Genomic DNA, 12,164 nt, shown 5'->3' on the forward strand with positions numbered 1-12,164 from the left:
AAGGCAGGGAAGGGTGTGACGGGGATTGTTTTACAGTAAATAAATGGTAAAATTTAAGACAGAAACCTAACCGTACATTGCATATCATATGTCACGTATATGGCCGAATACTTATTGGCCGGTCGTTTTTCTACAATGATAAATCTTCAGCCATCGCAATGGAATCGATGGTTTTGCTTTTCATGTCTTGCGTCCTGAAAATTTACGACGTTATGCCGCTTAGATTGGTGTGATGGCGCATTTTCCGCCCGTTGTCTTTTTGACCCATGGAGAAAACAAAAATGTCTAAGAAACACCTCAGCATTAAAGTCATTGCTTCGGCCGTGATCATCGCGTTCAGTGCAACCGTCGTTCCCATCGTTCCTGTCAGCGCAGCCCTGATCAACAATGATCGTGTTGCCCAGGCTCAAGCCTTGGAAGGTGATCGCGCCATTGTGAATGAATTCATGAGCCGCGCCGACGTTCGCACGAAGTTTGAATCTTTGGGCGTAAATGCCAACGAAGCCAATCTTCGTGTCGCTGCACTCAGTGATGACGAAGTCGCAAAACTTGCCGAGCAAATTAAAAGTGCTCCTGCGGGCCAAGGCGTTGGCGGCATTATCGGTGCGATGGTATTCATTTTCGTTGTGTTGCTGATCACCGACTTGCTTGGGTTCACCAGCGTGTTCGGCTTTACCAACAAAGGTTCGGCAAACCCGACCTAAGCGTGAACTTTCTATGCAACGGTATCGTTTGAAAATACGCGCTCTTGCAGGGATGGTGGCGCTGGTGGCGTTGAGTGGTTGTGCGGCAACGCCCATGACGGCTCAACTCACTGCGTCACCGCCCCAAGGGCTTCGTGCGTCTGTTGAATTGACCGACGTGCCATTCTTCGCCCAAACGCGGTTTTTTTGCGGACCGGCAGCGTTGGCCACCGTATTGAACACAACGGGCCTTAAGACCGAGCCCGATAGCCTTGCTGAAAGCGTCTATACACCGGGTCGCGAAGGCACCCTTCAAACCGAAATCATCACCGGGACACGCCGACAAGGTCGGCTTGCCTTGCCACTTCGCAACCTGAGCGATGCGTTCGTGAACGTTGCCCAGGGGCGGCCCGTGCTGATCTTGCAAAACCTGTCGCTCGATATCGTGCCGCGCTGGCATTACGCCGTGATCGTTGGCTATGACTTGGCAGCAGAAACCGTATCCTTGCGATCCGGTACGACATTTAGGCAAGTGATGCCGATGAAAACATTTGAACATACCTGGCGACGGTCCGGGTATTGGGGCGTTGTCATCGTTGGACCGAATGGACCCGTACCGGACAACACCTCTATATCGGACTGGCTGCAAGAAGCTTACGGGTTGGAGCGCGCCGATCATGTGTCGGACGCCTTAACGGCATTTACCTTTGCAGCCAAGCATTGGCCGGACGCGAGTGCACCGCTGATTTCTGCGGGCAATATTTTAATTGAAACGAACCGGTTGCACGACGCAAAGGCCCGGCTTCAAGCCGCCGTGCAGCGCGAGCCCGAAAATCCCGTGGCACTCAATAATCTGGCGCATGTCTTGATGCGCTTGGGGGAGATTGAGGAGGCTGAACGGACTGCGCTGAAAGCCGTTGAAGCGGGCGGCGACACTCAAGCCACGGCCCAGGAAACTCTGCTGGAAATTCGGGCGCAAAAATAAATCTCTTGAAGCTGTGTCACGTCACCTAAACCATGAGAAGGAGACATTGGCGGTTCTTGTTTATTCGGCGAGGACATCGTCTGATTTACGGACCATCAAGGCAATATGGCGGGCGACAATGATGACAATGACCAAAATGGGAACGGCAAGAATAGCGCCGGCCATGCCCCACACCCACGTCCACAGAAGCATCGACAGAAAGACGGCGATGGGGTTGAGTTTCAATTGTCGACCGAGAATGGTTGGCGTCACGAAATTCCCTTCGGCGATCGTCAAAACACCGTAGGCGATGGGCGGCATCAAAATCTGCCACCAGGTATCGAAGGTGAGCAGCGACACGATGCTGATGCAGCTGAAGACGATCATCGGGCCGACATACGGCATGAATCCAAGAACCGCCGCCAGCACGCCCCATAAGACCGGGTTGGGCATATCTAAGGCGTACATGGCCAGCCCCGTAAGGACGCCGAGCATGACGTAGATTCCGGCGCTGATCTGAAGGAAGCGGGTGATTGTGGTCTGCACGGAGGCCAGCATGTCTTCAATCAATTCATTGTGCTTTAGCCAAGGAATTTTTGGTAAGGCATGCGCCTGGAGATTGTTTTGTGTCAGAAAGAAAAATGTCAACGCGATGATGATCAAAAACTGAACGGATGTCAGCAGCGTCGATTTGAAGGCGTGGTCGAAATACGACGGCGATTTGATTGTGACTTCGCTTTTTTTCGGTGTGCTGCTAGCCGCATCGGCTATTTTCCCAATGCTGGCGGTCGCTTCCGTGGCCTGTTTGATGGACTTCGTGACGGGCCATATTTTGGCTTCAATGTCTTTTTGTATACTCGGCAGCCGATGCAGCCATTGCTCGGCGGGTGCCGATAGGTTGATGAGGCCGCTGATGATGGCCCCGACAAGCCCGAGCAGCACGATCAGGGCGCTGACGGATTGGGGGGTGCCGAGATGTTGCAGCCCGCGAACCATCGGCCGCAAGATGATGCTGAGGAACAAGGCGAGAAAGATCGGTACGATGAGATCAGCGGCAAAGTACATCGTGTACAGGGAAGCCAATGCGGCAAGTCCGACCACCGCGCCGGGCATAGCCGCGCGCACCACCCGCATCAACTCGTCTTGAGTTAGGTTTGGGGGATCAACCGGTACATCGACAAGGGACTCAGGCGTTTCGGCAATCGGAACCGTATCCATCACGGTGACTTTTTGGGGCGTAGCAAACCGACGATTACCCCCAACGCGACGGCGACAAATGCGGCTTGAAAGGGTGCCTCAGCCACTTCCGCGAGGGCAGAACGTACCATGTGATCCGAGAGCATTTGTGCATCACTGTCGGGCGTGGTGAGGGCAGCGGGCGCTGTCGACTTGCTACGGTTGTTTCGCCCAAGGGCGACGGCAATGACGATCGCACCAATCAAAAAGAGCACACCGGCAACGATGAGCGCCGCCGCGTAGCTTTCGACCTGAGTTGAAAGCCAAAGGAAGCCACCGGCGACGATAAATCCGATGGCCCCAAGCATAAGGAGCGCACCGACCATCAGTATGGCCGTGCTGGTTAAACGGTAACGCATATTTTCGCGGAACCTGCAGATCTTATCCATCCAATGGAACACCTTCATGGTGGGCATGGTGAGCCTCGTTACCGTCTTATCCGTGCCTGCGAAAAAGCTGTGCGATGAGCAATCCGGCTCCGAACGCCGCGAGCAGGCTTTGAAAGGGTCTTTCCTGGATGGTTTTTTCGATGGCGTCTTTTGAGTCCTTGCTCTTTTCGCTGATTTCGTCAGCCGCAGTCTTGACCCCTTCGCGAATGTCGTCCGCGGCCTGGCCTGCGCGTGTTTTGACGATACTCGCCATGGATTGGCTGATTTTTGCGACGTCTTCCGTCAGTTTTTCAAGGTTGGCGCGCAATTCGGCCATGTCGTCATTTGAGTGTTTGGCTTCGCTTGTCATTCTCTGTGTCCTATCTGGATTTCAGTTGCGGCCTGATGGTCCCGAGCACGCGACGCCGCCCCACCCGCTACGGGTTGCGGTGACAGGGCATTGCATACTGCGGGCTCACAAAGCCTTGCCATACTTGAATTAACGAAAACACGTGAAGAATGTCCGACGGGGCAGTTGTGACCATCCCAGCAGCCATATGCATCCTCTTTGCCACGATATGGGCGACAGAGGATGGGTATACTTTATGTGAATATACTCGGCACAGTCGTAAGAATGACACGCTGCGCACTAAATAGATATAGGTCGCTGCGGGTTCAGATGCCAGGGGTGGCGGAAAATATATAGGTCCTGACCCTAGATGGACACGCAGTTGCGACCGCGTTGTTTCGCATTGTAGAGCTGTTTGTCGGCAAGACCCAGCAGATCGATTTCGTTATCGACCGTATTGTCTGGATAGACGGCGATGCCTGCGCTGATGTTGACGTTAACCCGTTGCTCACCTTCTTCCACTTGAGTTTCGGCAACGACGCGGCGGATGCGTTCGGCGACGTCAAGGGCGCTTTGCGCCGCAGCGCCGGGCAGAATGGCGCAAAATTCTTCACCGCCGTAGCGCACAAAGATATCGTCTTCGCGCAAGATCCGTTGACCCGCAGCACATACGGCGACAATCACCCGGTCGCCCACAAGATGGCCGTAGGTGTCGTTGACATTTTTAAAGTGGTCAATGTCGAACATAATAACGGCCAGATTTCCCCGCGTGCGCACGGCACGACTGAATTCTTCGTGCAACCGTTTCATGCCGAAGCGGCGATTGTAGGCGTTCGTCAGCGGGTCCAAGGCAGAAACACGTTGCAGTTGGCGATGCGCCAAAGCGTTCTGCAGCGCCAGCCCCAATCCTTGACGGAACAGGCGCGCCACCCTCAAGTCTCCCCGTTTGAAGCCAGCCGAAGAAGCCAGCACCACAGAGGCAATGGGAACATTGTTGAAGGAGATCGGTAGTGCGATTACTTCATGGGGTCTAAAGTCTGAAACGATACCGTCAATGATCAGATTTTCCGGCATTTCAAATTTGATTTCGACGCCATCGCGAAACATGTGGCGTACCAAGTCGCTGTCGAGCAGAGTTGTTGGCTTTTTGATGCCGCGTGAGGCCGCAATTTCCAATTCCCCCGAGGCTTGGACGATGATAGCGCCTGCCTGGGCACCCGTGTAGCAGACGATCTTTGCTAAGGCATTTTCCGCCAATTCCTCGAAATCGAGCGTGCTCGACAAGGATCGTGTGAAATTGACAACAGCTTGTTCAACGTTTCGTGATTCGGAAAAGGAGTCCAGCAAGTTGTTGAAAGCAATTGCGCAGTCGCCCAATTCGTCCTCAGATTCGACCTTGACGGAACACTGTTCGGGACTGCACCCGGTCCAGTCGCCGGTGTAAGTCGCTTTTTGGATTTGCGCGCCCGTCTCGCCCATTTTATGCGAAAGATAGCGCAGGCGTGGGCGGATAACCCACAGGGCGATGAGATAGTTTATGGCCCCAACAGTAACCCCGGCACATAAAGTCGCAAAAAAAAATGACGAACTCAGCGCGATGTCTTTTGACACGCCTAAACTTTGCACAAAAAATGGAAAGACGATGCCTGCCAGAACGCCGAATGTCACCATCCATATGGCAAGATCGGTGAGAATCTTCTTGGTTATGCGCAATTTACCCCCTCCTGCGCGCAAAGCCTTGTGCCTGTGCACGCTATTTACCTATGTGTTACCTCCCCAGGTAACGGCCCGCACTGTTTTCCAGTTTTGAGCATGCGGGCAGCTTAGCGCGACTCTCATGACTGGCAAACTAAAAGTTGAAAGCTTTCTCTGTGTCTGAGCGTCATGGATGAACTGATCGAGCGGTTCCTTTTGTGGGCTGTAATACGGGTGTAACCGGATCGTGGCCAGATTGTTCCCATATCGCCCAAGGTTTAGAGGCAAGGCGTATAAATTAACGCTTTTGAGCACAATATTTTAGACGAATTCGAATGTGCTCTTGCACTCGCAGCACTTTCGGTTGATTGTTGTGTGGGGCGTCGAGAACGAAGGCTAGTTAAGATGAACAGTGAAGTGTTGAGCTCGACCCGACAGTCCGTTGAGCTGTTTGTCACTCTGTTTATGTTTTGGGTTTTGCTGAACGGTTCTCTAGCACCGGACACTCTAGCCATTGGTTGCGTGGCTGCATTTGTCATCGCCGTGTTGTTTCGGGACGGCCTTTCCTTTCTGTTTGAATTTCGCATTCTGCCCAGCTCTCTTTGGGCGAGCGTGCAGTATTTTGTTTATTTTATGAAAGAACTGATCGTCGCAAATGTTCGCCTCGCCATCATCGTGCTGTCGCCGTCTTTGCCGATTAAACCCGGTATCGTCAAAGTGCGCACCCGGTTGAAAAGCCGCATGGGGCGACTGCTTCTGGCCAATTCGATCACCTTGACGCCGGGCACCTTGACGGTCGAGCTGGAAGATGACTGGCTTTATATCCATTGGGTTACGGTGGAAGCGGTCGACATGGAAGACGCCACGACGCTCATCGTTGCTGGATTTGAGCGGTATTTGGAGCGGATGTATGGTTGAGGTCCTGATTTATGTCGCCGCCGGCTTGGCTGGTGGCGCCTTTTTGCTTGCCCTTGCGCGCTTCGTCAAAGGACCGACGACGGCTGACCGGGTTGTGGCCTTTGATGTTCTGACCATTGTAGCCATCACCGGGATTGTTTTTGCTGCCATGTTTGAAGGCCGCGTTATCTATCTGGATGTGGCGCTGGTGTATGCGTTGTTGTCTTTCCTCGGTGTGATTGTGATTGCGCGTTACGTGGAAAGGAAGGCGTGATGGGGGCGATCATTGACATCATAGGCGCGCTGCTGTTGGTTTTGGGAACGGCTTTTCTGTTTCTCGGCGGGGTTGGGCTTCACCGCATGCCCGATGTGTTCAATCGTATTCAGGTGGGCACCAAAACGACAACCCTGGGAACCTTGTTGACGTTGGCCGGGGCGGCTTGTCTGCACCCGGACTGGTCTTTAAAGCTGCTGTTGATTGGTTTGTTTTTGCTGTTCACCAATCCGTTGTCTTCGCAAGTTTTGGCCCGCGCGGCCTATCGCAGTGGGGCCAAGAAAATGGCGACGATGGTCACTGACCAATTTGGCGACGAACCTGGAGATCGATCATGAGTACAGTCATGTTCGTCATGAGCCTCCTGCTGGCGTGCGCCATGATCGCCAGTGCTTACGTGGCACTTCGGGGACAAAGCTTGTCCATGGCCGTGCTTGCGGCTGGGGCGGTGAGCTTGTTTGCTTCGGTGATGTTTGTGTTGCTTGCCGCACCGGATGTGGCGATGACGGAAGCGGCCATCGGCAGCGGTTTGACGACTTTCTTGTTCTTCTTCGTCATGGGACGGGTGAAGGGGGGCAAAGATGATTAAAAAGTTTGTGGCGCTTTTGCTGTTGGCGGGTCTGGGATTGATGTTTGTCGGCCTGTTGCTGGGCTTCACCCCCGATCAAGTATTGAACACGACGGCAAGTTATTATGCCGATCATAGTGTGGAAGATACGGGTGCCGCCAATATCGTTACGGCCGTCATCGTCACCTATCGTGGTCTTGATACGTTGGGTGAAGTGACGGTGCTGTTTTTGACGGCGACCATTGTGTCTTTGATTTTGACGCAACCGCGTCCGTCGGGCACACCCATAATAGGGGTGGCGGAAAAAAAGGCGCTGTCTTCGGGTGAGTTGTTGCAAACGGGCACACGCTTGTTGGTGCCGTTGGTTTTGCTGTTTGGCGTGTATGTTTTTGTCAACGGTCACTTAACCCCGGGCGGCGGCTTTCAGGGCGGCGCGATCTTAGCGTCTGCGTTGCTGTTGCTGTTGTTGAGCGATCCGACAAAACGCTTCAATCACCGCTTGATCAGCCGCGTTGAATCCATTTCAGGCATCCTTTACGTGGTCATCGGCGTGCTCGGACTGGTTTTGGCAGGTGGCTTTCTCGACAATCGCATTTTGCCGCTGGGGGCGTTCGGCACGCTGTTTTCAGCGGGTGCTATTCCCGTCATTTACACGTTGATTGGCCTTAAGGTTGGTGCGGAATTCAGCTCCATGATGGTCACTCTGTCTGAATCGAGGGATCGCTGATGGTCTACGTTGCCTTGATAACCGGATTTCTTTTGATTTTGATGGGGCTTTATGGCGCGCTGACGAACCGCAACATTTTGCGCATGACAGTGGCGTTCTCCATTGCCAGCACCGGAACGCATTTGGTTTTGGTGGCCGTTGGCTACATACCGGGACGCACGGCGCCTATTCTTGACGGTGCCGTCACTGCCGCAGATGCGTCTCTGCGGATCATCGATCCGGTGCCCCAGGCCCTTGTGTTGACGGCCATTGTGATCGGCCTGGGCGTGACGGCGTTGATGTTGACGTATGCTTACAAACTCTATGAGACCAAGCGCACCCTTGATATTTCGAAGTATACGGATCTGAAATGGTAAGCACCCTATTCATCATTGCGGGCGGACTGGGGGCGGCGTTTTTGCTGGGCCTGTTGCGCGAAGAGTGGCGCGGCTTCGCCTATGGCGTGACGCTGGCGGCGCTTGCGTTTATGAGCTGGGTCGCGGGGTCGTGGCTGTGGGCGTTTGTGTTTGACGGTGCGGTCGGTGTTGACGTGTTTACGGCGGGGCACAATCCGCCCTTCGCCATCAATTTGCGCATGGGGCTGCCCGAAGCCGTGTTGGTCTTGTTGGTCAACGCCATGGGTTTGATGGTCGGCGTGTATTTAAAAGGCACCTTGATGCGCCTGGGGCGACGCGCGATGGCGGTGTTGCTGGTCGCCGTGTTGGCGCTGTGCGGGATCATTTTGACTCGCGACATTTTTAACCTGTTTGTGTTCATTGAATTGACGGCTATTTCCACCGCCGGGTTGGTTCTGCTGTCCGCTGATGCGCGCGCGCTGGGGGCTGGTTTTAAGTATCTGGTCATATCGCAAATCATTTCGATCTTGCTGTTGGTCGGGATTATTTTTGCCTACCACGCCACCGGCACCTTGAATATCGATGGCATGGCGGAGGCATCAGTGGCTTTGATGAAGGGGGGGACGTTGGCGTTTTTCCTCATCCTCATGGCGTTGATCGTGGAATTGAAGCCGTTCCCCGCCAATGGCTGGGCCTTGGATATTTATGAATCCGCGCACCCGGCTTTTTCGGCCCTGTTTTCCGCAGCTTTCAGCGCGGCCATGTTGTTTGCGGTCGATAAGGTGCTGTTGATTGGCGGCGAACCGTGGCCGAAGATTGCGACGGGCGTCGGCATCGTGACCTTCGTGGGCTCAAATCTGCTGGCTTTGTCGCAGACCAATGATCGGCGCTTGCTGGGGTATTCTTCGGTCGCCCAAGTCGGTTTGGTGCTGACGGTCATCGGTCAACGCGCCGTATTGGGCGAACATTACTTGTTTGTCGTTGGCGGTATTTTGCTGGCCCATTCCGTTGCCAAGGCTGGCTTGTTCTGGGTTTCGGGCCTTGTGGTCGAGCGCCAGTTGAGCGCCTGGGCGGTGTTGCGCCAGAACCCCTTTTTGGTGTTTGCCTTTGCCACTTTCATGGCCTTGTTGATCGGCTTGCCGCCGTTCCCCGGTTTTTATGCCAAGTGGGAATTGGTCCATGCCTTGGTCAGCGAAGGACGCTTGGCGCTGGTCGTCTTTATCTTGTTCGGGGCCTTGCTTGAAGTGGGGTATTTGTTCCGTTGGTTCGGTTACATCATCAAACGCGAAGCGTCTGTTGAAAGTGCGATGTCCAAGCCCGTGGCGTTTTTGCCGCGCAAGTTGGTCGTGATCGGCGTTGGCGTCGTGAGCGCCTGGGGCCTTGGTTACATCTGGGGTGCACTTTCCGATTTTGCCAATGTGTTGCAGGCGCTGCCGGTGCTGTTCGCGTTGAGCTTCCTGGCGTTGGAGGGACTGCCTGCCAAGCTGAAAAACACCCTGGCCATCGTTGGTCTGGTGGCCTTTTTCGCCATCAGTTACGAAAACTACAATCAGTTGCAGCTGATCTTCGGCGCGATCATTTTGATTGGTGGCGCGGTGATCTTGCTGGCAAGCTATGAAACCCACGGCAAACGCATCGGCTTCTATCCGTCCGCCATGCTCATGTATGCCGGTTTGGCGATGTTGATCGTTGCCGAAGATTCGTTTTCCTTTTTTGTCGCCTGGGAAATTCTGACGGTCGGTTCGTACTTTTTGATCCTGCGCGGTAAATTTTCCGAGCCGCACGCGCTTTCGTACATCATCTTTTCCCTAGGCGGCGCATTCGCCATTTTGGCTGGCTTTGCCCTGGCCGCTGGTGGCGCCCCCCGCATTCCCCTGGAAGCCTTGGCCCAGGTTCCGGCAACGTTGGCACCGTGGGTGTTCATTTTGTTGGCGATTGGTTTCATGACCAAGACGGCGGCCATTGGTCTGCACATCTGGTTGCCCGGTGCCCATGCCGAGGCGGAGACGGATGTTTCGCCGATGGTATCGGGCATCTTGCTGAAAGCGGGTCTGTTTGGCTTGATGGTCTTGTTGTTGAATATGGGCAAGACCCAGTTCTATGGGGTTGAGCTGACCTATGTGTTGCTGTGGATCGGCGCGCTGTCGGCGTTGCTGGGCAACTTGATGGCGATTTTCCAAGAAGACGCCAAACGTCTGCTGGCCTATTCATCCATTGGCCAGATGGGCTATGCGGTGTTTGGTTTGGCGATGATGAACCACTTGGGCTGGCTCATGGCGTTGATGTTTGTCATCAATCACTATGTCTACAAATCAATGTTGTTTTTGTCCGTCGGCGGCATTGCTAAACGAACCGGCACCCGCGACATGTACCGCATGGGCGGCTTGATTGCGTTGATGCCGCTTTCGTTTATTGCGGTGCTGATCGGCATCATTGCCGTTTCCGGCGTGCCGCCTTTGTCGGGCTTTGGCGGACGATGGATTTTTTACAATGCGATTATGACGGCGGACGCCCGGTTGCCGATGATCTTGATCTTCTTGTCCGGCCCGGTTGCGTTTTTGTATCTGTTCCGTTTGATCCACACGATCTTTTTGGGCCAGCTGAAAGACGAACATCGACGCTTGAAAGAGGCCCCGTTCTGGATTGTTGTGCCGCAGATGATCTACGTGGTGTTTTTGCTGGGCTTTGCAGTCTTCCCCGGTCTGGCGCTGCGCCGTGTTGATGCCTTCTTGAACCCGTATTTCCCCAACGGCGGTCTCAATTGGGAAGGGCTCACCATCTCCAGTGATTTTGGCTATTGGAGCCCGGTGTCCATTATGATCACCATCGGAGTGATTTTTGCGACTTTGCTGGCGTGGTTGGTGTACTTGAATCACAACGCGCAAAAGGTGAAGCAGTTTAACATTGTGTTTGCGGCGGAACGCCCTTATCGGCCCGAGACGACCCATTTTGCATGGAACTTTTTTGCCCCTTATCGCAAAGCGTTGGGCTTTATGGTTCAGCCGTTCGTCACCCAGTTTTGGGATGGCCTGACCGGGTCATTGCATCACACCGCTCAGTTTACCCGCAAACTTTACACCGGTAACGGACAGACCTATGCGTTTCATCTTCTCGCCTTTGTCGTCGTTGTGTACCTGATTTTGGTGGGGGGGCTGGTTTGATGTTTGAATGGATGAAAATCCCCTATGCGCTTTTGACGCTGTTCATCGTCGTCAATTACGGTCTGTTGATGACGGCGCTGATCGCCAAGATTGGTGCGCGGGTGGGGCGGCGTCATGGGATTCCGATTTATCAGAACTACATCGACCTGATCAAAAACTACGGCCTGCGCTCGTCGATCACCCATGGTTTTATGTTTTATCTGGGCCCCGTGTTTCGCTTGACGGGCGGGGTTGGGTTGATTTTGTTTGTGCCGATCATTTACGGCTCAGAAGTCTTTTCAAACTTCTCCTTCGCCGGTGATTTGATTTTGGCGTTGTACTTTATATTCTTCGGCACACTGGGGATGGCGCTGGGGGCGGGCGAAAGCGGCCACCCTTATGCAGCCATTGGGATCTCGCGCGGGTTGTCGCAAGTCACCATGGCGGAACTGCCGCTGGCGATGGCGGTGTTTGCGGTGGCGTTGCAGTATCAAACCTTGTCGATTACGGATATCGTCGCCGCCCAGCAAGGCGGCATTTTGAATTGGACGCTGTTCACCAACCCGTTTGCAGTAGCGGCCGCCATGATGTCGTTTTTGGGCTCCATGATGCGTCCGCCGTTTGACGTTGTTTTGGCCCCCCAAGAAATTCCCATCGGCCCGCCGACGGAATATCATTCGTCTTATCTGGCCCTGATGCAAACCAACCGGGTGATTTTCCCCATCGCCAAAATCGCCATCTTTATGAGCCTCTTTTTTGGCGGCGCGGCCAGTTGGCCGGTGTTTTTCCTCAAAGTGTTTTTGATTTACATGGTGTCGGTTTTTGTCGGCGTGGTGTTCCCGCGCTTTCGTGTCGAACAATCGATCCGCTGGTTCCTGATTTGGGCTGTGCCAATGGGCGTTTTGGGTCTGGTGTGGGTGTGAGGTGA

General features: G+C 54.1%; 14 protein-coding genes. 10 read left to right on the forward strand and 4 right to left on the reverse strand.

Annotated elements, in window-relative coordinates; translation table 11 throughout:
• Positions 1–281 precede the first annotated feature (281 nt).
• Positions 282–704 (forward strand): PA2779 family protein, encoded by a 423-nt coding sequence (locus BEN30_RS13080; RefSeq protein WP_069958876.1) that lies wholly within the window; start codon positions 282–284, stop codon positions 702–704.
• A gap of 13 nt (positions 705–717) precedes the next feature.
• Positions 718–1,668: a PA2778 family cysteine peptidase gene (locus BEN30_RS13085; protein ID WP_069958773.1), complete on the forward strand. Its 951-nt coding sequence runs from the start codon at positions 718–720 to the stop codon at positions 1,666–1,668.
• A 60-nt stretch (positions 1,669–1,728) separates the two neighbouring features.
• Here BEN30_RS13085 and BEN30_RS13090 read toward each other — a convergent pair whose 3' ends face one another.
• The 4 genes from BEN30_RS13090 to BEN30_RS13105 all read right to left on the reverse strand — a co-directional run bounded on the left by BEN30_RS13090 (position 1,729) and on the right by BEN30_RS13105 (position 5,313).
• Positions 1,729–2,865, reverse strand: a complete 1,137-nt coding sequence (locus tag BEN30_RS13090; RefSeq protein ID WP_069958774.1) for an AI-2E family transporter — start codon at positions 2,863–2,865, stop codon at positions 1,729–1,731.
• Complete coding sequence (locus BEN30_RS13095; protein WP_069958775.1) at positions 2,865–3,299, reverse strand: phage holin family protein; 435 nt, start codon at positions 3,297–3,299, stop codon at positions 2,865–2,867. Before BEN30_RS13095 ends, BEN30_RS13090 begins: the two co-directional genes overlap by 1 nt.
• Positions 3,300–3,318: 19 nt before the next feature.
• The gene (locus BEN30_RS13100; RefSeq protein ID WP_069958776.1) at positions 3,319–3,621 is read right to left on the reverse strand and encodes a DUF883 family protein; all 303 of its coding nucleotides are present in this window, start codon (positions 3,619–3,621) and stop codon (positions 3,319–3,321) included.
• A gap of 345 nt (positions 3,622–3,966) precedes the next feature.
• The gene (locus BEN30_RS13105; protein ID WP_139135033.1) at positions 3,967–5,313 is read right to left on the reverse strand and encodes a GGDEF domain-containing protein; all 1,347 of its coding nucleotides are present in this window, start codon (positions 5,311–5,313) and stop codon (positions 3,967–3,969) included.
• A 387-nt stretch (positions 5,314–5,700) separates the two neighbouring features.
• Here BEN30_RS13105 and BEN30_RS13110 point away from each other — a divergent pair, with 387 nt between their 5' ends.
• Genes BEN30_RS13110 through BEN30_RS13145 form a run of 8 tightly spaced genes read left to right on the forward strand, consistent with a single transcriptional unit; the run spans position 5,701 to position 12,159 of the window.
• Positions 5,701–6,213, forward strand: a complete 513-nt coding sequence (locus tag BEN30_RS13110) for a Na+/H+ antiporter subunit E (RefSeq protein ID WP_069958778.1) — start codon at positions 5,701–5,703, stop codon at positions 6,211–6,213.
• Positions 6,206–6,466, forward strand: coding sequence for a monovalent cation/H+ antiporter complex subunit F (locus BEN30_RS13115; protein ID WP_069958779.1), 261 nt, complete (start codon positions 6,206–6,208; stop codon positions 6,464–6,466). The genes BEN30_RS13110 and BEN30_RS13115 overlap by 8 nt, the downstream gene beginning before the upstream one ends.
• Complete coding sequence (gene mnhG / locus BEN30_RS13120) at positions 6,466–6,804, forward strand: monovalent cation/H(+) antiporter subunit G (protein ID WP_084005540.1); 339 nt, start codon at positions 6,466–6,468, stop codon at positions 6,802–6,804. The genes BEN30_RS13115 and mnhG overlap by 1 nt, the downstream gene beginning before the upstream one ends.
• Positions 6,801–7,055 carry a hydrogenase subunit MbhD domain-containing protein gene (locus BEN30_RS13125; RefSeq protein ID WP_211563406.1) on the forward strand — a complete coding sequence of 85 codons (255 nt, stop codon included), beginning with the start codon at positions 6,801–6,803 and terminating at the stop codon, positions 7,053–7,055. Before mnhG ends, BEN30_RS13125 begins: the two co-directional genes overlap by 4 nt.
• Positions 7,048–7,761, forward strand: a complete 714-nt coding sequence (gene mbhE, locus BEN30_RS13130) for a hydrogen gas-evolving membrane-bound hydrogenase subunit E (RefSeq protein WP_069958781.1) — start codon at positions 7,048–7,050, stop codon at positions 7,759–7,761. The genes BEN30_RS13125 and mbhE overlap by 8 nt, the downstream gene beginning before the upstream one ends.
• On the forward strand, positions 7,761–8,117 hold the full coding sequence (locus tag BEN30_RS13135) for a sodium:proton antiporter (protein WP_069958782.1): 357 nt from the start codon (positions 7,761–7,763) through the stop codon (positions 8,115–8,117). Before mbhE ends, BEN30_RS13135 begins: the two co-directional genes overlap by 1 nt.
• A complete protein-coding gene (locus tag BEN30_RS13140) occupies positions 8,111–11,257 on the forward strand; it encodes a proton-conducting transporter transmembrane domain-containing protein (RefSeq protein ID WP_069958783.1) in 3,147 nt (1,048 codons plus the stop codon). The genes BEN30_RS13135 and BEN30_RS13140 overlap by 7 nt, the downstream gene beginning before the upstream one ends.
• Positions 11,257–12,159 carry a respiratory chain complex I subunit 1 family protein gene (locus BEN30_RS13145; protein ID WP_069958784.1) on the forward strand — a complete coding sequence of 301 codons (903 nt, stop codon included), beginning with the start codon at positions 11,257–11,259 and terminating at the stop codon, positions 12,157–12,159. Before BEN30_RS13140 ends, BEN30_RS13145 begins: the two co-directional genes overlap by 1 nt.
• The last annotated feature ends 5 nt before the right edge of the window (positions 12,160–12,164 follow it).

This window comes from Magnetovibrio blakemorei (genome assembly GCF_001746755.1).
Classification (GTDB): Bacteria; Pseudomonadota; Alphaproteobacteria; order Rhodospirillales; family Magnetovibrionaceae; genus Magnetovibrio; species Magnetovibrio blakemorei.

Bases quoted from the DNA above. Each gene is read 5' to 3' on its own strand.
- BEN30_RS13080 (WP_069958876.1), top strand. From the start codon at position 282: ATGTCTAAGAAACACCTCAGCATTAAAGTCATTGCTTCGGCCGTGATC.
- BEN30_RS13085 (WP_069958773.1), top strand. From the start codon at position 718: ATGCAACGGTATCGTTTGAAAATACGCGCTCTTGCAGGGATGGTGGCG.
- BEN30_RS13090 (WP_069958774.1), bottom strand. From the start codon at position 2,865: ATGGATACGGTTCCGATTGCCGAAACGCCTGAGTCCCTTGTCGATGTA.
- BEN30_RS13095 (WP_069958775.1), bottom strand. From the start codon at position 3,299: ATGCCCACCATGAAGGTGTTCCATTGGATGGATAAGATCTGCAGGTTC.
- BEN30_RS13100 (WP_069958776.1), bottom strand. From the start codon at position 3,621: ATGACAAGCGAAGCCAAACACTCAAATGACGACATGGCCGAATTGCGC.
- BEN30_RS13110 (WP_069958778.1), top strand. From the start codon at position 5,701: ATGAACAGTGAAGTGTTGAGCTCGACCCGACAGTCCGTTGAGCTGTTT.
- BEN30_RS13115 (WP_069958779.1), top strand. From the start codon at position 6,206: ATGGTTGAGGTCCTGATTTATGTCGCCGCCGGCTTGGCTGGTGGCGCC.
- mnhG (WP_084005540.1), top strand. From the start codon at position 6,466: ATGGGGGCGATCATTGACATCATAGGCGCGCTGCTGTTGGTTTTGGGA.
- BEN30_RS13125 (WP_211563406.1), top strand. From the start codon at position 6,801: ATGAGTACAGTCATGTTCGTCATGAGCCTCCTGCTGGCGTGCGCCATG.
- mbhE (WP_069958781.1), top strand. From the start codon at position 7,048: ATGATTAAAAAGTTTGTGGCGCTTTTGCTGTTGGCGGGTCTGGGATTG.
- BEN30_RS13135 (WP_069958782.1), top strand. From the start codon at position 7,761: ATGGTCTACGTTGCCTTGATAACCGGATTTCTTTTGATTTTGATGGGG.
- BEN30_RS13140 (WP_069958783.1), top strand. From the start codon at position 8,111: ATGGTAAGCACCCTATTCATCATTGCGGGCGGACTGGGGGCGGCGTTT.
- BEN30_RS13145 (WP_069958784.1), top strand. From the start codon at position 11,257: ATGTTTGAATGGATGAAAATCCCCTATGCGCTTTTGACGCTGTTCATC.